We start from the raw sequence: 19,802 nt of genomic DNA on the forward strand, positions 1-19,802 counted from the left end.
GACTCTGGGCTTAGGCAGCTACCGGCGCCCCGGCATCGCCGGGAGCATTGCCGAGCAGGTCGTAGGGGTCGATCCCTTCCTCGCGCCACACGCGGTGGCACTCGCGGTACCAGTGCGGCTCGGGAATGTTGAGCTTCGCACGCGCTTCTTCGAGATCGGTCGCGAGCAGCTCGCGGATCGACATCTCGACCAGTGGCGGGCACGCGGTGCCCGTCTTCTGCGCCTGCCGCACGGCCTTGAAGACCGGAGCCTTGCTGCCCTTCACGCCCCGCTTGATGTTGAGCGCTCCGGCATAGCCGATCAGCAAATGGCCGTGGCTCGGCTGCTGGCCGTGGGTGAACAGCAGCACGCATTGTTCGCCCAGCGCATCGCGCCCGTAGCCGGTCAGCACATGCATCAGATCGTGCGTGTCGCGATTGCGGAAGGCGAACCACTGGACCAGGTCGTCGAACTTGCGACGGCCGAGCTTGTCAGCTTCGGCAACCAGGCCGGCAGCCGACAGGCCTTCGCGCTCCATGAAATCGCAATAGGCGTGCGCGACCGTGCCCTTCGGCAGCTTGCGCAGCGCCTCGTGATCGTCGAGGATCGGCGGCAGGAACGGCTCTTCGGCCCGCAGACGTTCCCCCTGCTCGCTCAGCACAAGTTTGCGCACGCGCGGCATGAAGCTCTTGTGCGGCAGCGCCTCGAAGATGCGGAAGACGTGGGAGGTATCCTCCTTGTCCTTCAGCAGCTCGCGAAAATGGTGGTAGGCGAGCAGCGGCCGGTATCTCGGCGCAACCCGGTCGGGGTGACGCAGCGGGGTGCCATCGCGGGCAGCTTCCACGGCTGAAGAATCGGTCGAGAGGGGTGTTGCTTCGGTCATGCGCCATTCCTTACTGACATCAATGTCAATAGATGATGAACGAACACATTCCAAGCCTATTTCACGACCCAGTTTTCGCGCGCTATCCCCAGGAGCAAGAGCAGCGCGGTGAGGTCCTCGATATCGACCCAGCCATTGGCCGCAGCACGGGTTTTGGGCTTGGCCCGATAGGCAACGCCGTAATCCGCCGCGACCAGCATCGGCGTGTCGTTCGCGCCGTCGCCCAACGCGAGCGTTCGGGCACCCGCCCCAAGCTTTGCCGCCTCTTCGCGCAAGGTGCGTTCCTTGGTCGCGCTGTCGCAAATCGGTTCTTCCACCGCGCCCGTCAGCTTGCCGTCCGCCACCAGTAAGCGGTTGCCGACCACATGGTCGAAGCCGAGCCGCTGGGCCACGGGATCGGCAAAGCGGTGAAATCCTCCGGTCACCAGCACGCTGCGGGTGCCGTGTGCTGCAAGCGTGGCGATCAAGGTCGCCGCGCCCGGCGTCGGGACGATCCGTTCCGCAAGGCAACGCTCGATCGCGGTTTCCTCCAGCCCTTCGAGCAGCGCAACCCGCTCGTGCAGGGCGCCTGCAAAATCGAGTTCGCCGCGCATTGCGCGCTCGGTAATCGCGGCAACCTGCGGCTTTATCCCTGCGAAATCGGCCAGCTCGTCGATGCATTCCTGCCCGATCATCGTCGAATCCATGTCGCTCACGAGCAGTCGCGGGATCGCGATCTCGTCTTGCGCGAACAGCGCAGCAAAAGGCGCGAGATGCTGTTCGACCAGCGGCGCGGCGACCTCCTGCGTGGCGTCGGGAATCTCGATTTCGAGCACGCCCTCGCTGCCCGGGAGCGTCGTGGTCCGCGCGATCGGCTGGCCCGCTGCGGATAAAGCGGATTCCAACGCGCGCACACTTGCCTCAGGGGGCGCGGGCTCTGCTAGGAGGCGGATGATGAGCACGGGCAATATCTCCGAGGATGCAGTCAAGGGGCCGCTCGCGCTCATCGCAGGGCCGACGGCGAGCGGCAAGAGCACGCTGGCGCTCCGCCTGACCGACAGGCTGGCGGAGCAGGGCCGGAGAGGCGTGATCGTCAATGCGGACAGCGCGCAGGTCTATGCCGATCTGTGCGTGCTGAGCGCGCGGCCCGGCGCACAGGACACCGCGCACCACGAACACCGCCTGTTCGGCACCTGGGACGGCGCGCAGGCATGCTCGGCGGCGGATTGGGCGGAGGCAGCGAAGCGCGAGATTGCCGATCTCCACGCGAGCGGCGATGTGCCGATCCTCGTCGGCGGGACGGGGCTCTATATCCGCACGCTGCTCGACGGGATTGCGCCCATCCCCGCCATCCCCGCGCAAGTGCGCGATGCGGTGCGCGCGATGCCCACGCCCGAGGCTTACGCCGAACTGGCGGTGGCGGACCCGGCGAGCCACGCGAAGCTCGACGCCAATGACACGCAGAGGATCGCCCGCGCGCTGGAAGTCGTCCGCGCCACCGGGCTGAGCCTGCGCGAATGGCAGCAGCGCAAGGAAGGCGGGATCGGCGAAATGGTCGATCTGTCGCCCGCGATTCTGCTGCCTGACCGCAATGTTCTCTATGCCCGGTGCGACGCGCGATTCGAGACGATGATGGACGAAGGCGCAGTTGCGGAGGTCGAGGCGCTGCTTGCGCGAAATCTCGACCCCGATCTACCGGTGATGCGCGCCATCGGCGTGCGCGAGATCGCCGGTTGGCTGCGCGGCGAGTATTCGCGCGAAGAGGCGGTCGCGAAGGGCCAGCAGGCCACCCGCAATTACGCCAAGCGCCAATATACCTGGCTGCGTCACCAGCCGCCCGAGGCATGGCCGCGGGTCGCGAGCGCTGCGGATGCACTGGCGGTGCTCGAATGAGGCGCTTCCCTACCCGGCCCTCCTCCGGCACTCTGCGCCGAATGCACTGGCCCAGCACCCTCGATCGGTACGATTGCACCCGCCTTGCGAAAGGTGACACTTCAGGCCCGGATGCAACGCGCTATCGCTTGGCCACTGCGGCACAGCGCGCATTCCAGAGTTTTTCAAACACCCCCTGTCCGTGTCTCACGCCAAACGGGAAATCCGCATGAGTAAGCCCGAATCCGTCCGCGAATCCGTGATCGAACCCGATCTGCCGATCATCGATCCGCATCATCACCTGTGGGATCTGCGCGCGCTGGTCGGTGCATTTCCCGAGCCCCTTCACCCCTTCATCGAAACGGTCGGCCTGTCTGCGCACTACACCTTCGACCAGTTTCTCGCCGACATCGGCAGCGGCCACCGGATCATCGGCACCGTGTTCATGGAATGCGGCGCATTTTACGATGCGTCGCGCGGCGAGGCGCTGAAGGTGGTCGGCGAGGTCGAGTTCGTGCGCGGAGTCGCAGCGCAGGGCGCGAGCGGGCTCTACGGTGCCAGCCGCCCCTGCGCGGGCATCGTCGGCCATGCGGACCTCCGGCTTGGCGCGAAAGCCGGAGAGGTACTGGATGCGCAGGCAGAGGCGGGTGGCGCGCGCTTCAAGGGTATTCGCCACGCAGGCGCGTGGGATGCCGACCCCAGCGTGCTCGGCCCCGCGTTCCACCACCCCGAAGGTCTCTACCGCGATGCCGCCTTCCGCGAAGGCTTCGCCGAGCTGGGCAAGCGTGGGCTGACCTTCGACGCCTGGGTCCTCGAACCGCAGCTGGGCGACGTAATCGACCTCGCGCGCGCCTTTCCCGACCAGCCCATCGTGCTCGACCATTGCGGAACACCGCTGGGCACCGCCTCCTATGCAGGCAAGCTGGACGAGCATTTCGGGCGGTGGCGTGCCTCGATCCGCGAGCTGGCGGAATGCGAGAATGTGGTGGTCAAGCTCGGCGGCCTGGCCATGTCGTTCTGCGGCATGCCGCCCGAAGGCCCGACCGAAAGCGTGCCTTCGGAAGAGTTGGCGCGGATGTGGCGGCCCTATGTCGAAACCTGCATCGAAGCCTTCGGGACGGACCGCGCGATGTTCGAGAGCAATTATCCAGTCGACAAGTGGGCGGGCAGCTACGCCACGCTCTGGAACGCATTGAAACGGCTCGCCTCCGGGGCCTCGCAGGACGAAAAGCACGCGCTGTTCGCGGGCACCGCGGCGCGGGTCTATGACCTCGAGCATCTGCTCGAGTTGACGTAACGGCAGTCTCGACACCGCCGAAAGCGGCGCATAGACCCCACGCAAACAGCTTTTCCGGAGAGAAACCCAATGCCCCTTCCCGCCCCGTTCGACCGTCTGCGCCTGCCCATCATCGGCTCGCCGATGTTCATCGTTTCCGGGCCGGAACTGGTCATCGCCCAATGCAAGGCGGGGATCGTCGGCAGCTTCCCGGCGCTCAACGCGCGGCCCTCGGGCGTGCTCGACGAATGGCTGCACCGGATCACCGAGGAACTGGCGGCGCATAACCGCGACAACCCCGATCGCCCCGCCGCGCCCTTCGCGGTCAACCAGATCGTCCACCGCTCGAACGCCCGGCTCGAAGAAGACATGCAGGTGTGCGAGAAGTGGCAGGTGCCGTTGGTCATCACCTCATTGGGCGCGCGTGAAGAGGTCTTCCAGGCGGTCGACAACTGGGGCGGGATCACGCTGCACGATGTCATCAACAACCGCTTCGCGCACAAGGCGATCGAAAAGGGCGCAACCGGGCTAATCCCCGTCGCCGCCGGTGCGGGCGGCCATGCCGGCACGCAGTCGCCCTTCGCATTGATGCACGAGATTCGCGAATGGTTCGACGGGTTGATCGCGCTGTCGGGCTCGATCGCGACCGGTCGCTCGGTCCTCGCCGCGCAGGCGATGGGCGCCGATTTCGGCTATATCGGCAGCGCGTTCATCGCGACCGAGGAAGCCAATGCGGAGCAAGGCTACAAGGATGGCATCGTCGAGGGCAGCGCCGAAGGCATCGTCTACACCAACCTCTTTACCGGCGTACACGGCAACTACCTGCGCAGCTCGATCGAGGCAGCCGGGCTCGACCCCGACAACCTGCCCGAAAGCGACCCGTCGAAGATGAATTTCGGCAGCGGCGGCAATTCCAAGGCCAAGGCGTGGAAGGATATCTGGGGCTCCGGCCAGGGTGTCGGCGCGGTGAAGAAGGTGGCAAGCGTGGCCGAAATGGTCGACCGGCTGGAGCGCGAATACAAGGACGCCAAGGCGTCGCTTGATGCGGCGAGCGCGCCCTATTAGGCGATCTCTCAGCCCGGCCAGACCCGCACGAAACGGCGATTGCCCGATGGCTCCAGCCGCAGCGGCGTGCCGTCGGGCGCGGCCAGCTCGCCGGTCACGGTCTGCTCCCCGGCGTAGAACAGGTGCGAGAAGATCAGCCGGGCCAACCCGTCTTCCCCGCCCCGCACCAGGGGGGGCTCGATGCGAAACTCCTGCCCCGTGAAGAAGGCAAGTCCGTGGCTCTGCACCGCTCCGTCGATCGTCCGGCGAAAGCTCGCCAGCAGATTGACCGGCACATCGCCGCGATCATCCCAGGCATGCAGGTGATGGGGGAGCCGGTCGAGCGGAACGACGACCCCGCCGGGCACCCAGCACAAGGTCGTAGCGCCAAAGGTCTCCGCGAGCCCGGAAGCGAGACCGAACCATTCGCGCAGGATGGCGAGGCTGCCCTTGCCCGCAACGATATGCGGGCCGAGCCGCAGGGACGAGGCCTCGGTCCGGGTGGGCAGGATCGGTTCGCGCATCACTTGCTCCTCGCCCATATCGGGCACCGCAATGGGTGGGCCGGGCGCCAGCCCGACGAGATCGAAGACCAGCCCCGCGCGCTGCAGCCCGAGCCCGGTGGGCGCCGCGATATCGACCTTGTGTTCGTACTCCGTCAGATCGGGACCGCTCGCATCGGCAAAGCCGCTCGTCCCGCATTGCCCATGGACGCGGCGCGCGGTGGGCCGCGTGCCATGAGGAAACAGGATCAGGAGGTCGTCGCCGATTTCGGGCGCGGCGGAACCGCTCAGGCCCTCGGACATGCGCGCATCTCTTCCCTTTCCGTCCCCATTCACGGCGCGGACCTTTGCGCATGTCCCTCCCGTGCGTCGAGGGGGTAGGCGCAGGCATTGCTCCGAAATGGTACGAACTCAACCGAGGTTAAGTGTCAGAAGACCCCCATCGCCAGGCCTTCGGCCAAGGCTTCGCCCAGCGCTTCGCATTCGTCGAGGCGTGCCTGGGGAACCTCCCTGGGGGCGAGAATGTCCTCGGGCGATTGTGCATCCATGTTCACGATGATCGGGTCGGCGACTCGTTTCAGCCGCCAGCCCTGCGCGATCCGGTCTATCTGCGCCTGCGCGCCCTCCCCGTCGGACCCGGCGGAGATGATGGTCGCGAAGGCGCGCCCCTCGATCTTGCCGAGCACAGGGTAATAGCAGCGGTCGAACATCTCCTTCATCATGCCCGACATCGTGGCGAGATTCTCTGGGCAGACGAACAGATAACCGCTCGCCGCGAGCAAATCGTCGGGCTCCACCTCGGCGGCGGCCATCAGCCGTGCCGCGTCGCCCGCGCCAGCTGCGGCGGCCTGCGCCAGTGCCTCGCTCGCGCCGGTGCGCGAATGCCAGATGATGAGGAGCGTCGCGTCGACCATGCGCGCAACCTCGCGCCCGCCTGTCGAAAGTCAACGGGGCCGCGCTTTGTTCTGGTGGCGAGGCGCGCTAGGTTGAGCCGATGGCCACCACCGCACCCACCAATACCGCAACGCATGTCTGCGGAGTCGAACGCTCGCTTGGCGGTCGCAGCTGGCGCTGGCGCGGCGGGCGCAACCAGCACGACGGGATGGTTGCGGGCCTCGGCGACGATATCCTGACCCAGATCCTGATTGCTCGGGGGGTGGCGCGAGACGATCTGGAGCGGCAGCGCGAGCCCAAGCTCGCCGCCTTCCTGCCCGACCCGGCGATCTTTCAGGACATGGAAATCGCGGCAGAGCGGCTCGCACAGGCGATCCTCACCCGCGAAAGAGTGACGATCTACGGCGATTACGATGTCGACGGCGCGACTTCCGCCGCCCTGCTGATCCGCCTTTTCCGCATGCTCGGCCACGAGGCCGATTACTACATCCCCGATCGCCTGCTGGAAGGCTACGGCCCCAGCGGCGAAGCGCTGGTCAAGCTGGGCGAACAGGGATCGAGCCTTGTCGTCACTGTCGACTGCGGCGCGATGGCGCACGAGGCACTGGCGGCAGCGCGCGATGCGGGCGTCGACGTGATCGTCGTCGATCATCACAAATGCTCGCCCGAGCGCCCCGCCGCGGTCGCCCTCGTCAATCCCAACCGGCTCGACGAAGAAGACGATGCCGCCGCGCATGGTCATCTGGCCGCAGTCGGCGTGGCCTTTCTGGTCGCCATCGCGCTTGTGCGCAAACTGCGCGAAGGCGGCTATTTCGAGACGCGCAAGGAGCCCGACCTTCGCGCGCTGCTCGATCTGGTCGCGCTGGGCACGGTGGCGGACGTTGCCGCGCTCCATGGTCTGAACCGGGCGTTCGTGTCGCAGGGCCTGAAGGTCATGGCGAAACGCGCCAATATCGGCATGAGCGCGCTGATCGACGCAAGCCGGCTGACGCGCGCGCCTGCCTCTTCCGATCTCGGCTTTGCGCTCGGCCCCCGAATCAATGCGGGCGGACGCGTGGGCGAATCGACCTTGGGCGTCCGCCTGCTGACCACGGAGGACGCCGAGGAAGCCGGTACGATCGCCGCGCAGCTATCCCAATTGAACGAAGAGCGCCGCGCGATCGAGGCCGAGGTGCAGGAGGCGGGCGAGGCACAGCTTGCCGGGCAGGCGAATCGCGCGCTGCGGATCGTCCACGGCAATGGTTGGCACCCGGGTGTGATCGGAATCGTCGCGGGCCGGATCAAGGAAAAGACGGGACGCCCCAGCATCGTCATCGCCCGCGACGCCGCGACGGGAATCGGCAAAGGCTCGGGCCGCTCGATTCCCGGTGTGGACCTGGGCGCAGCGATTATGGCGGCGCGCGAGGAAGGCCTGCTGGAAGCGGGCGGCGGGCATGCGATGGCGGCCGGCCTGACCGTGCGCGAGGACAAGATCGAGGCATTGTCCGATTGGCTGGAGGCGCGGCTGGAGAGGCAGGTCGCGGCAGCCAGCGCCGAGGCCTCGCTCGGCTTCGATCTCTCGCTCGGCCCGCGCGCGCTCACCGTGGAACTGGTCGAAACGCTGGAGCGTGGCGGGCCCTACGGCATGGGCTGGCCCGGCCCGCGTCTGGCCATCGGGCCGGTCCACGTGGTGAAGATTGACCGTGTCGGAACGGATCACGTGCGGCTCGTCGCCGGCTCTCGCGATGGCGGCTCGATCAAGGCCATCGCCTTTCGCATTGCCGACACCGAATTCGGGCAGGCACTGCTTGCGCTTCATCCGGGGACAAAACTGTGGCTCGCGGGCCGTGCAAAGGTCGATACGTGGGCCAATACGCCGCGCGCGGAATTGCACCTTGAGGACGTCGCGCTGGTCGAAGCGTGAATTTGGCAGATTGTGGGCTTGACCGCTTATCGCGACATGCCTAAGTGCGCGGCTCGCTTCGGCGGTACCGGCCTTTTCGCCGACCCGCCAGAAGCTGTTCCGGATGTGGCCCCTTCGTCTAGCGGTTAGGACGCGGCCCTTTCACGGCTGAAACACGGGTTCGATTCCCGTAGGGGTCACCATCCGGTGCCGGCGCTTCGTCGGCAACTCAATCTCCCCCCAGATAATGCCCATCGGGCCGGGAAGCGCACAGCTTCCCGCGCGTGGAACACGCCAGTTGGCGGGTCCGGAGGCACCTCTACAAAGCGAAGCAAAGCGATCCGCTCTCCGGCTCTGGCGTGGCGCGGCAAATCCGCCTAGGCGAGACGCTATGCACAAGCCGCTCGCATATCCCTGGGCAGGCCTCATCATCGCCACCTGCTCCACACTGCTGCTGATGCTGGCAGGCGTGGCCGTCGCCTACGCGCTGGCCATCTGGCTCGTCTGGTCGCTGACCTTGTGGATCAGCCAGCCGCAAGAGCAGCGGGTCGAAGCCGATTCGCGGCGCGATGGCCTCTCGCGCGAGGGCTTCGCCGAGATGATCGAGCACGCGCATTCGCCGCTGCTGCTTACGGATCGCAAGCGCGTGGTTATGGCCAATGCCTCTGCACGTCGCCTACTGGGCCAGCATGTGATCGGACAGGACGTGCGTGTGGCAATCCGCAACCCGCGTGCGATCGCTCTGATGGATAGCGAACGCCATGGCGAGACGGTGGTGACCGGCCTTGTGCGACGCAAGGACGTGTGGCGGGTCAGCCGTTACGGGATCGATGCGCGCACCGCGGTCATCGAATTGACCTCCAAAACCGCCGAATCGGACGTCAGCCGGGCGCATACCGATTTCGTCGCCAATGCAAGCCACGAACTTCGCACGCCGCTTTCGTCCATAATCGGCTATGTCGAGACGCTGAGCGAACACCCCGAAGATATCGACCGGGACACGGCGCGCAAATTTCTCGACACGATTCATCGCGAGGCCCGGCGCCTGCAGAACCTCGTCAGCGATCTGATGTCCCTCTCTCGCGTCGAAGCGGAAAAGCATGATCGCCCGGACACGCCTGTCGAGCTCAACGCGCTGGTGCAACGTGCCGCGCGCGAAGGTGCTGGCGCCCACCGGGCCGAGCGTATCGCGTTCGAAGCGGACGGTACCTTCACCGTGCTGGGCGACCCGCAGCAGTTGGAGCAGCTCATCCGCAATCTCGTCGACAATGCGCTGAAATATGGCCGCGAGGGAACGCCGGTCTCCGTCCGGTTGAGCGAATCGGCCCTCGGCGAAGCGAAGGTCGAGGTCGAAGACCGCGGCGAAGGTATCGAGCCCGAACACCTCCCTCACCTCACCCGCCGATTCTATCGCACCGATCCGGGGCGCAGCCGGCTGTCCGGTGGGACCGGATTAGGGCTCGCCATTGTCAAACATATCGTAGAGCGCCACCACGGGCGGCTCGACATCGATAGCGAAGTCGGGCGCGGCACGATCGTTACCGTTCGACTGCCGCGCGAAGAATGTTCGCAGACGGCCGGAACGGAGGAGATGCCCGTTGCGGATCGCGCCTCTGGCTCTTCGCTCGATGCGTCGAATGCGCGTGATGAACAGCAATTGTCATGAGGCTTTCACAAAGTTTCAACAACGGGGGGTGCCTGCCGCTTGCGGAGCGGCACCTCACCTGATTTCTGACCGGACTACACGGGGGCAAGATCGCGCTAGGCGATGGACCCTCCAAAGCATGACGTAAGGGGCCCTTCGGCAGCATGTCTCCCGCTTTTCTTTTTCTGCTAGCGATCGGCCTCGGGCTGGCAGGATGGCTGGCCGGCCGGGCGAGAGCCCGCGCGTTCGACCGGTCGCCCGAAGCCCCGCGCGTCGTTTCGCGCCCCGGCTATCACGCATGGTTCGTTGCGATCTGGGTCGCCGTGCCGCTGGTGCTCTTCGCGGCGCTGTGGAGCGTGCTTTCGCCGATTCTCATCGAACAGTGGGTGCTCGCTTCGGCGGCGGCGCAGGATCTGCCCGCTTTCGGCTTTCAGCGCGACGCCATGCTGGCCGAAGCGCGCAGCGTGGCAAACGGGCATGCGGCAGCCGTGTTCAACCCCGACGCGCAGGCGCTGGTCGAACCGTTTCGCGAAGCGAGCCAGTTCTACAGCCTGGTCGGCCTCGCTTTCGGCATTGCCATGGCGATTATCCTGGGCCTGTGGGCATTTAGCCGCCTGAAGCCGCAATTCACCGCACGGGTAAAGGTGGAACGCGCGGTGATGGCCGTGCTGCTGATCGCATCGCTCGTCGCGATCCTGACCACCTTCGGCATTCTTGCCAGCCTGGTTTTCGAGACGATTCGCTTCTTCGGCATGGTCTCGCCGATCGATTTCCTGTTCGGCCTGAGCTGGAACCCCGACCCGATGTCCAATCCAGACGCGGTTCAGGGCGACCGCTATGGCGCAATCCCGCTGTTCTGGGGCACGATCTTCATCGGTGCGATCATTGCCATGATCGTCGCCATTCCGCTCGGCATGATGAGCGCAATCTACCTCACCCAGTACGCCAGCCCGCGCTGGCGCAAGATCATCAAGCCCGCGCTCGAGGTTCTCGCCGGGGTACCGACCGTGGTCTACGGCTATTTCGCCGCGCTGACGGTGGCCCCTGCGATCCGTGACGCAGCCCAGGCGATCGGCGTTACCAACGCCTCTTCCGAGAGCGCGCTGGCGGCCGGGCTCGTCATGGGTGTGATGATCATTCCCTTCGTCTCCTCGATGGCGGACGACAGCATCGCAGCCGTGCCCGGATCGATGCGCGACGGGAGCTTGGCCATGGGTGCCACCAAGTCCGAAACGATCAAGAAGGTGCTCATCCCCGCCGCCCTGCCTGGCATCGTCGGCGGCGTGATGCTGGCGGTCAGCCGCGCGATCGGGGAAACCATGATCGTCGTCATGGCAGCCTCTACTGCCGCCAATCTCACGGCGAATCCGCTGGAGTCGATGACCACGGTGACCGTGCAGATCGTCGCCCTGCTGACCGGTGAAGGCAGCTTCGATCATCCGGCGACGCTCAGCGCCTTTGCGCTGGGCTTCGTGCTGTTCATGGTTACGCTGCTGCTGAACTTCATCGCCCTGCGCGTCGTCAAACGCTTCCGGGAGGCCTACGAATAATGAGTGATCCCGTAAGCCCCGATGCCGCGGCCAAAGCCGGCGGCCAGCCGACCCGAACCGCCGCGTTCGAAAAGCGCCTCAAGCAGCGCTATGCATCCGAACGGCGTTTCAAGTTCTTTGGCCTGTTCGCGATCCTGGTGTCGATCACAATCCTGTTCGTGCTGCTCGGCAACATGACCATCAACGGCATCGGCGGCTTCCAGCGCGCCGAACTGCAGGTGCCGGTCGATTTCGCCGCCTCCGGCCTTGCCGGCGACGCAGAAACAATGAGCCAGCCCAGCGCAGTCCAGACGCTGGAAATGCAGGGCCTCCCCCAGATCGTCCAGTTCTCTGCGGAACAGGCGATCGGCGAGGCCGGCGCCGAGGAATTGAGTGAGGATGCCTGGCGCGAAGTCGCCGATGATCTGCGCGCAGACCCTGCGCTGCTCCAGCGACAGGAAACCTTCTGGCTGCCCGCCAGTGGCGATCTCGCCATGGGCATGGACGGCGAAGGCGCGCCGGAGATGCAGGCGCTCGCAGCTCAGCTCGAGCGCGAAGGGCACCTCGCCAAGCGGCTCGATTGGGGCTTCCTTGCGCGTTCCGATGCGACCGACCCGCAGCAGGTCGGCGTGTGGGGGGCGCTCAAGGGATCGATCCTGACAATGCTGGTGACGCTGGCGCTCGCCTTTCCGATCGGCGTGCTTTCCGCGCTCTACCTCGAGGAATATGCGCCCAAGAACCGCTGGACCGACATTATCGAGGTGTCGATCAACAATCTCGCGGCAGTCCCGTCGATCATCTTCGGCCTGCTGGGTCTCGCGGTGTTCCTCACGATCTTCCCCAACATGCGCTCCGCCCCGCTGATCGGGGGGATGACGCTCGCGCTGATGACGATGCCGGTGATCGTGATCTCGGGCCGCAACGCGATCAAGGCGGTGCCGCCCTCGATCCGCGATGGCGCGCTGGCGGTGGGCGCATCGCCCGTGCAGGTCGTTTTCCACCACGTGTTGCCGCTCGCCCTGCCCGGCATCCTCACCGGCACCATCATCGGCATGGCGCGTGCGCTGGGCGAAACCGCCCCGCTGCTGCTGATCGGCATGCGCGCCTTCGTGGCGACCCCGCCGGACGGTTTTACCTCGCCCGCCACTGTGCTGCCGGTGCAGATCTTCCTGTGGTCGGATGAAATCGACCGCGGCTTCATCGAGCGAACCAGCGCCGCGATCATCGTGCTACTGGTGTTCCTGCTCGTCATGAACGCCCTCGCCATCTTCCTGCGCAACAAGTTCGAGAAAACCTGGTGACCGTAATTCACGAAATGGACGAAAAGGCCGAAGCCAAGATGCGCGCGCGCGACGTCTCGGTCTACTATGGTGACAAGAAGGCGATCGACGATGTGTCGATCGACATTCCCACCAAGTTCGTCACCGCCTTCATCGGCCCCTCGGGTTGCGGGAAATCGACCTTCCTGCGCACACTCAATCGCATGAACGACACGATCGCCTCCGCGCGTGTCGAGGGCGATATCGAGCTCGACGGCGAGAACATCTATTCCAGCGGGATGGACGTGGTTCAGCTGCGTGCGCGGGTCGGCATGGTGTTCCAGAAACCCAATCCGTTCCCCAAGTCGATTTACGACAACATCGCCTACGGCCCGAAGATCCACGGCCTCGCCGAAAGCAAGGGCGAGCTGGACGAGATCGTCGAGCGGTCGCTGCAGCGCGCAGGCCTGTGGAACGAGGTGAAGGACCGGCTGAGCGAATCGGGCACCGCACTTTCCGGCGGACAGCAGCAGCGCCTGTGCATCGCGCGCGCCATCGCGGTCGATCCCGAAGTGATCCTGATGGACGAGCCGGCCTCCGCGCTCGACCCCATCGCCACCGCCAAGATCGAGGAACTGATCGACGAACTCGCGGGGCGCTACGCCATCGTGATCGTCACCCACTCGATGCAGCAGGCCGCCCGCGTTTCGCAGCGCACGGCTTTCTTCCACCTCGGCAAGATGGTCGAATACGGGCCAACGGGCGAAATCTTCACCAATCCGCGCGAAGAGCGCACCAAAGACTATATCACGGGACGCTATGGATGATTGCCCAGCACACCGTCAAGGCCTTCGACGAGGACATCACGCGGCTGCGTGGGCTCATCACCGAGATGGGTGGGCTCGCGGAAACCGCACTGGAAGGCTCGCTCGATGCGTTGATCCGCGGCGACGAAGAGCTTGCCGAACGGATCGTGGCCGACGATCGCAAGCTCGATACGCTGGAAGTCGAAGTCGACAAGCTGGCGGTCAAGATCATTGCCCTGCGCGCCCCGATGGCGGACGATCTTCGCGAGGTGATCGCCGCGCTCAAGATCGCCGGCGTGGTCGAGCGGATCGGCGACTATTCCAAGAACATTGCCAAGCGCGTCGGCCGGATCGAGGGACGCTCGCGGTTCGAACCGCTTACCCTGCTGCCCGCAATGGGCGAGGTTGCGGCGGAGATGGTCCACGACGTGCTGACCGCCTATGCCGCGCGCGATCCTGCGCTGGCGCTCGAGGTGATCGCTTCGGACAAGAAGGTCGACGCCTTCTACAATTCGGTTTTCCGCAATCTTGTCAGCCATATGGTCGAAAACCCTGCGACCATTTCGAGCGCGGCGCAGCTGCTGTTCGTTGCCCGCAACATCGAACGGATCGGCGACCATGCGACCAACGTGGCCGAAATGGTCTACTTCGCCGCGACCGGTTCCTACCCACTCGACGACGACAATTGACACAGGCCCGTCCTGTTCTAACACCCATGAAGTCCATCGGAATGCGAGACTCCCAGTGCCTGCCGCAAAGCTGATCCTCGTCGAAGACGATCCGGCGCTCGCCGAGCTGCTCGAATTTCGTTTCGCCAACGAAGGCTACCAGGTGCGCGTGACCGCCGATGGCGATGAAGCGCTGCTGATGGCGAGCGAGGACGTGCCCGATCTCATCATCCTCGACTGGATGATCGAAGGCACCAGCGGGATCGAGGTCTGCCGTCGGCTGCGGCGCGACAAGGAAACCGCGCACGTTCCGATCATCATGCTGACCGCGCGCGAGGCGGAGGACGACCGGGTTCGGGGGCTCGACACCGGGGCCGACGACTACCTGACGAAGCCTTTCTCCCCGCGCGAATTGCTGGCCCGCGTCGCGGCCGTGATGCGCCGCATCCGCCCTGCCCTGGCCGGCGAATCCATTTCGGTGGGCGATATCCAGCTCGATCCGGTGGCCCACAAGGTCGAACGGCGCGGACGTCCGCTGCAACTCGGCCCGACCGAGTACCGCTTGCTCAAGTTCTTCATGGAAAGCCCGGGGCGCGTGTTCAGCCGAGGGCAGCTGCTCGACGGCGTATGGGGTACAGGCAGCGACATCGAGCTGCGCACGGTCGATGTGCATATCCGCCGCCTGCGTAAGGCGCTGGAGCTGGAGGGCGCGAAGGACCCGATCCGCACGGTCCGGTCTGCCGGATACGCGCTCGAAGCGGTGTAAACCCTGCTTTTGCGGCGCCCCACAGGCTGGCGCTTCACCGGGTTCAAATCCCGAGCCTGACACACCTGACACAGTGTCATGGGGCAGAAAACCTGCCCGATCGCGAACCTTCGGAAGGTTGCGGGCATGGTGGGTCGTGCGCAGCATCGGGCTGGCTTCGCATATCCGCCCGCCTGTAGGACAGCGCGCAAGCCTCAGCCCATCGTCGCTAGCGGCACACGCCGCCGAAACCCCGACCTTCCTGGTCGAGGTGAAAATGGTCGCGGTGCGCCTCGTTGTAATCGGGTGAGAGGACGGTGCCGAAGGCCGCGCAGGCCCCGTCGCGCACCTGCCGCAGGAAGCGGGCCTCGGCATCCTCGCCATCCCATGCATTGACGATCGCGATGCGGGTGCCGTCCTCCAGCACGAATCCTGCAATATCGATCGCATTGGCGGTGGCATGTTCGCTCCACGGTCCTTCGTCGCGCCCGTAGAGGCGGCGGCAGCTGAAACTGCCGAAATGCTCGATCCGGGCGACGTCTTGCCCGAAAATCTCCTGCGCGACAGGCTGGACGCTGTCGCGCCGCCAGATTTCCAGCGCGGCGGCCATCGCGCAGGTCGTGTCGGGACGCGCGCCCGCATAAGGAAAGCCATCGAGCCGGGTGCGATTGTCGCGCAGGCACGGCGCCTCGCCCACCGGATCGAGCGGGGTAAAAGCCACCTCGCTACGCTCCAGCACGGCGCGACATTGCGCAGGATCGTCGCGCAGAGCCGCGATTTTCGCGGGTGTCGCCCAGCCCGGCTCGTCGCGCAGATCGAGCGGTGCCCACGGATTGCTTCCAGGGTTCTCGGCCAGCCACGCGCGCCCACCCGCGAGCACCGCGATCATGACGAGGATCGTGAGCACGAACCGGTCGGCGCTGAGCCGCGCCAGTGGGCGCAACATGCGCGCGGCGCTCCTGAGCCGGTCGAAGCGGGGATTTGCATCTGCCATCTCAATGAAAGTCGCGCGATTTGGGAATGATCCGGGCATTGCGCGGATGGCCACCGGTATTGGGCAATTCGTCGATCAGATCGCGCGGGCGGATCGGGGGGCGGATCGCATCGTTTGTGGTTGGGCCATTAGCGGGATCGTCCGCACCACTGCGCAAGTCGTCGCGCGGGTTGGCCTTGCCGGAAGGCAGCGGCGAATTGACGTGGTCCGCCCGCGCCAGCTGATAGTTCAGCGTGTCTTCGGAAAGCCGGGCGAGCTGGTGGCTCGCATCGGTCATGTGCTGGGCGATAACGTGGATCACCTCGTCATCATACTCGACCCGGCCGCGCACCTCCATCAGCCGCGATCCCATCACCACCTTGCGCTGCTTTTCCTTCAAGTCGGGCCACACGACGAGGTTCACGACCCCTGTCTCGTCCTCCAGCGTGATGAAGCACACGCCCTTGGCGCTGCCCGGCCGCTGGCGGATCAGCACCACGCCCGCGACCTGCACCATGCTGCGGAACTTGCGGGTCCGCAGGTCGCTGGCACGCACGAAACCCCGTTCGGCCAGATCCGCGCGCAGGAAGGCCATCGGGTGCGCCTTCAGGCTGAGCCGCGTGGTCTGGTAATCGGCGACGACTTCTTCACTCAGCGACATGGCGGGGAGGCGGGTAGCGGCCTTTTCCGCCCCCTCCTCGCGCTCGTCCGCCGCGCGGAACAGCGGCAGGTCGGGCGATGCGATCAGGCTGCGTGCATCCCACAGCGCCTGGCGGCGCGGCAGATTGAGCGACTGGAAGGCATCGGCGGAAGCAAGCCGCTCGACATGGGCAGGCGATAGCCCCGCCCGGTCGCGCAATTCGGCAACGTCGCGATAGGGCCCTCGCTCGGCCCGCTCCGCCACCAGCTTCGCCGCGACATGTTCGGGCAACCCGTCGATCTGACGCAGGCCGAGGCGGAGCGCGATGTGGCGGTCGAGGCGGCCCTTGTCCTCCTCTGCCCACCCTGTTGCAGCTAGGCTCACCTGCGGTTCGCCAAGCTTCACTGCCCCTCCCGCTTGCGGGAGGGGTTTGCGAGACTTGGCAGCTTGCTGCCTAGTCGCAGCGGGGTGGGCATCCGGTCCACGCATATCCTCCAGCGTGCAATCCCAGTCCGAGCAGTTCACATCCGCCGCCAGCACGCCCACGCCATGCTCGGCGGCATCGCGCACGATCTGCGCGGGCGCGTAGAAGCCCATCGGCTGTGAATTGAGCAGCGCGCAGGCGAAGGCCGCGGGGAAGTGGCATTTGAGCCAGCTGGAGACGTAGACGAGGTGCGCAAAGCTGGCCGCGTGGCTTTCCGGAAAACCATATTCACCAAAGCCACGGATCTGGTTGAAGCAGCGCTCGGCAAAGTCGCGGTCGTAGCCGCGCGCCACCATCCGCTCGACCATCATGTCCTGCAATTCGTCCACCATCCCGCGGCTGCGGAAGGTCGCCATCGCCTTGCGCAGGCGGTTGGCCTCGAGGCTGGAGAACTTTGCGGCGTCGAGCGCGATCTTCATCGCCTGTTCCTGGAAAATCGGCACGCCCAGCGTGCGTTCGAGAATGCTCGATAGCTCGTCCGGGGGCCCGTGCTGCTGGCTCGGCGCAGGGATCACCACCTGTTCGGCGCCCCGGCGGCGCTTGAGATAGGGATGCACCATGTCGCCCTGGATCGGCCCGGGCCGCACGATCGCGACCTGGATGACGAGGTCGTAGAATTCGCGCGGACGCAGGCGCGGGAGCATGTTCATCTGCGCCCGGCTTTCCACCTGGAACACGCCCAGCGAATCCCCCTTGCGCAGCATCGCGTAGGTCTCCGGGTCTTCGCGCGGCACGGTGGCGAGTTGCAGCGGGCGCTGGTGGTGATCCTCCAGCAGGTCGAAGCACTTCTTGATGCAGGTCAGCATGCCCAGCGCCAGCACGTCGACCTTGAGGATGCCGAGCGCCTCGATATCATCCTTGTCCCACTCGATGAAGCTGCGATCGGGCATGGCGCCATTGCCGACGGGCACGGTCTCGATCAGGTCGCCATGGGTGAGGATGAACCCGCCGACATGCTGCGAAAGATGCCTTGGCATTCCAATCATTTGTTGCGTGAGTTTCAGAACTCGCTTTAGGTGCGGATCGGTGACGTCCAGGCCCGTTTCCGCCACGTGATCCTCCCCGATCTCGCGCCCCCAGCCACCCCATACGGTACGCGCGAGCGACGCGGTGACATCTTCGCTCAGCCCCATCGCCTTGCCCACTTCGCGGATTGCCATGCGCGGGCGGTAGTGAATCACCGTCGCGCACAGTCCGGCACGGTGGCGGCCATATTTGCGATAAAGATACTGGATCACCTCCTCGCGCCGCTCATGCTCGAAATCGACGTCGATATCGGGCGGCTCCTTGCGCTCCTCGGAGATGAAGCGGTCGAACAGCAGCTGGTGCTTGGCCGGATCGACCGAGGTGATACCCAGTACGTAGCAGACCGCCGAGTTGGCCGCACTGCCCCTCCCTTGGCATAAGATCGGCGGATCGACCTCGGTGCGCGCAAAATCGACGATATCCTTGATGGTGAGAAAGTATCGCGCGAGATCGAGCTTGCCGATCATTGCCAGCTCCTTCTCAAGCGTCTTGCGAACAGTATCCGGCAAGCCGCTGGTATAACGCGCTTTTGCCCCCTTCCACGTCTCCTGTTCGAGGAATGCCTGCGGGCTCACGCCCTCAGGCAAAATCTCGTCTGGGTATTCGTATTGCAGCTCGTCGAGCGAGAAGCCGCAGGAATCGGCAATTGTGCGTGACGCCATGACGGCATGAGGCCAGCGGGCGAACAGGCGGACCATGTCTTCGGGCGATTTCAGGTGCCGTTCGGCATTGGCGTGGAGCAGGTGCCCGGCGGCATCCACCGTCGTCTTGTGGCGGATTGCCGTCATGACGTCGTTCAACGGACGCCGCTCGGGCGCGTGATAGTGCACGTCGTTGGTCGCGAGCAGCGTGAGGCCATAGGCGCGGGCCATGGCGTCCAATCGGTCGATCCGCGCGATGTCGTCCCCGCGATAGAGGTAGGCAGCGGCAAGGTGGCGCAGCGTGGGGAGCTGCGCGATCAGATGGGGGAGGATGTCCGGGAAGGGAGCGGTTAGCTCGACCCTGTCGTCACCCCGGACTTGATCCGGGGTCCCGCTTCTTTTGCGAGCAAGTGGCACCTTAGAAATGCCAGCGGGATGACGGAACGGGATAACGTTGCTCGGCACCGCGATCGTAAACCGCGCATCCGGATCGTCGGGCGGCAGCAGGATCAGCTGCACCTCCTCGCTATGCGCGGCGAGCATCGCGAGGGAGATTTCGCACACGCCCTTGTCCTGCCATCCGCCCGATAGAGTCTGCATCCGGCCCTGGCTGATCAAACGGCACAGGCGGCCATATGCAGCGCGGGTTTTCGGGTAGGCGAGGAAGGCGAGCCCCTCGACCGTCTCGATCCGGCAGCCGATCACCGGACGCAGCTTCAGCATCTTCGCCTCGGTATGCAGGCGCACCACGCCCGCCATGGTGTTGGCATCGGCGATCCCCAGCGCGTCGTAGCCCAGCGCACGCGCCGTCAGCGCCAGATCGACCGCGTCCGAACTGCCGCGCAGGAAGCTGAAGCACGAGACGAGACCAAGCTCGACGAAGGGCGCGCGTGGCGGCGGATCGATCGCGTCGGGATCGATCTCTATCCGGCGTTTGTCGGGGGTGAGCGGTGCTTCGGGCATGCTTGCCTCGGCGCCGGCCCGTCATCCCTGCGCAGGCAGGGATCCATCCACCTTCACCGATCGGGGCAAGGTTAGCTGGACCCCCGCCTTCGCGGGAGTGACGAAATGGAT

At 65.5% G+C, this 19,802-nt stretch carries 16 protein-coding genes and 1 tRNA gene; 11 read left to right on the plus strand and 6 right to left on the minus strand.

What is annotated here, in order from left to right:
- Positions 1 to 10: 10 nt before the first annotated feature.
- Positions 11 to 862, minus strand: coding sequence for a Coq4 family protein (locus AAG612_RS03425; protein ID WP_342507220.1), 852 nt, complete (start codon positions 860 to 862; stop codon positions 11 to 13).
- A 56-nt stretch (positions 863 to 918) separates the two neighbouring features.
- Positions 919 to 1,746, minus strand: coding sequence for a phosphoserine phosphatase SerB (gene serB, locus AAG612_RS03430; protein WP_342507223.1), 828 nt, complete (start codon positions 1,744 to 1,746; stop codon positions 919 to 921).
- A gap of 49 nt (positions 1,747 to 1,795) precedes the next feature.
- Here serB and miaA point away from each other — a divergent pair, with 49 nt between their 5' ends.
- From miaA to AAG612_RS03445, 3 genes are all read left to right on the plus strand, one after another.
- A complete protein-coding gene (gene miaA / locus AAG612_RS03435; protein WP_342507225.1) occupies positions 1,796 to 2,734 on the plus strand; it encodes a tRNA (adenosine(37)-N6)-dimethylallyltransferase MiaA in 939 nt (312 codons plus the stop codon).
- Between the two features lie 208 nt (positions 2,735 to 2,942).
- Positions 2,943 to 4,010, plus strand: a complete 1,068-nt coding sequence (locus tag AAG612_RS03440) for an amidohydrolase family protein (RefSeq protein WP_342507227.1) — start codon at positions 2,943 to 2,945, stop codon at positions 4,008 to 4,010.
- A 69-nt stretch (positions 4,011 to 4,079) separates the two neighbouring features.
- On the plus strand, positions 4,080 to 5,054 hold the full coding sequence (locus tag AAG612_RS03445; protein WP_342507229.1) for an NAD(P)H-dependent flavin oxidoreductase: 975 nt from the start codon (positions 4,080 to 4,082) through the stop codon (positions 5,052 to 5,054).
- Positions 5,055 to 5,062: 8 nt separating this feature from the next.
- Here AAG612_RS03445 and AAG612_RS03450 read toward each other — a convergent pair whose 3' ends face one another.
- Together AAG612_RS03450 and AAG612_RS03455 are read right to left on the minus strand one after the other, a co-directional pair.
- Positions 5,063 to 5,839 carry a hypothetical protein gene (locus tag AAG612_RS03450; RefSeq protein ID WP_342507232.1) on the minus strand — a complete coding sequence of 259 codons (777 nt, stop codon included), beginning with the start codon at positions 5,837 to 5,839 and terminating at the stop codon, positions 5,063 to 5,065.
- Between the two features lie 125 nt (positions 5,840 to 5,964).
- Entirely contained in the window at positions 5,965 to 6,450 is a 486-nt protein-coding gene (locus tag AAG612_RS03455; RefSeq protein ID WP_342507234.1) for a flavodoxin family protein, read from the minus strand.
- Positions 6,451 to 6,530: 80 nt separating this feature from the next.
- Between AAG612_RS03455 and recJ the strand changes: the two genes are divergently transcribed.
- The 8 genes from recJ (at position 6,531) to phoB (ending at position 14,985) form a co-directional block, all read left to right on the plus strand.
- Complete coding sequence (gene recJ, locus AAG612_RS03460) at positions 6,531 to 8,333, plus strand: single-stranded-DNA-specific exonuclease RecJ (protein ID WP_342507236.1); 1,803 nt, start codon at positions 6,531 to 6,533, stop codon at positions 8,331 to 8,333.
- A 107-nt stretch (positions 8,334 to 8,440) separates the two neighbouring features.
- Positions 8,441 to 8,515 (plus strand) — tRNA-Glu (locus AAG612_RS03465).
- 188 nt (positions 8,516 to 8,703) lie between these two features.
- The gene (locus tag AAG612_RS03470) at positions 8,704 to 9,978 is read left to right on the plus strand and encodes an ATP-binding protein (RefSeq protein WP_342507238.1); all 1,275 of its coding nucleotides are present in this window, start codon (positions 8,704 to 8,706) and stop codon (positions 9,976 to 9,978) included.
- 143 nt (positions 9,979 to 10,121) lie between these two features.
- Positions 10,122 to 11,507: a phosphate ABC transporter permease subunit PstC gene (pstC, locus tag AAG612_RS03475; RefSeq protein WP_342507240.1), complete on the plus strand. Its 1,386-nt coding sequence runs from the start codon at positions 10,122 to 10,124 to the stop codon at positions 11,505 to 11,507.
- Complete coding sequence (gene pstA / locus AAG612_RS03480; RefSeq protein WP_342507242.1) at positions 11,507 to 12,787, plus strand: phosphate ABC transporter permease PstA; 1,281 nt, start codon at positions 11,507 to 11,509, stop codon at positions 12,785 to 12,787. Before pstC ends, pstA begins: the two co-directional genes overlap by 1 nt.
- Before the next feature lie 14 nt (positions 12,788 to 12,801).
- Entirely contained in the window at positions 12,802 to 13,572 is a 771-nt protein-coding gene (gene pstB, locus AAG612_RS03485) for a phosphate ABC transporter ATP-binding protein PstB (protein ID WP_342508597.1), read from the plus strand.
- The gene (gene phoU, locus AAG612_RS03490; RefSeq protein ID WP_342507244.1) at positions 13,569 to 14,240 is read left to right on the plus strand and encodes a phosphate signaling complex protein PhoU; all 672 of its coding nucleotides are present in this window, start codon (positions 13,569 to 13,571) and stop codon (positions 14,238 to 14,240) included. Before pstB ends, phoU begins: the two co-directional genes overlap by 4 nt.
- 55 nt (positions 14,241 to 14,295) lie before the next feature.
- Positions 14,296 to 14,985, plus strand: a complete 690-nt coding sequence (phoB, locus tag AAG612_RS03495; RefSeq protein WP_342507247.1) for a phosphate regulon transcriptional regulator PhoB — start codon at positions 14,296 to 14,298, stop codon at positions 14,983 to 14,985.
- Between the two features lie 208 nt (positions 14,986 to 15,193).
- Here the strand turns inward: phoB and AAG612_RS03500 are convergent, their stop codons facing one another.
- Positions 15,194 to 15,910 (minus strand): extensin-like domain-containing protein, encoded by a 717-nt coding sequence (locus AAG612_RS03500; RefSeq protein ID WP_342507249.1) that lies wholly within the window; start codon positions 15,908 to 15,910, stop codon positions 15,194 to 15,196.
- Positions 15,911 to 15,959: 49 nt separating this feature from the next.
- Positions 15,960 to 19,691, minus strand: a complete 3,732-nt coding sequence (locus AAG612_RS03505; protein WP_342507251.1) for an error-prone DNA polymerase — start codon at positions 19,689 to 19,691, stop codon at positions 15,960 to 15,962.
- Between the last annotated feature and the right edge of the window lie 111 nt (positions 19,692 to 19,802).

This window comes from Citromicrobium bathyomarinum (assembly GCF_038594605.1).
Taxonomy (GTDB): Bacteria; Pseudomonadota; Alphaproteobacteria; order Sphingomonadales; family Sphingomonadaceae; genus Alteriqipengyuania; species Alteriqipengyuania bathyomarina_B.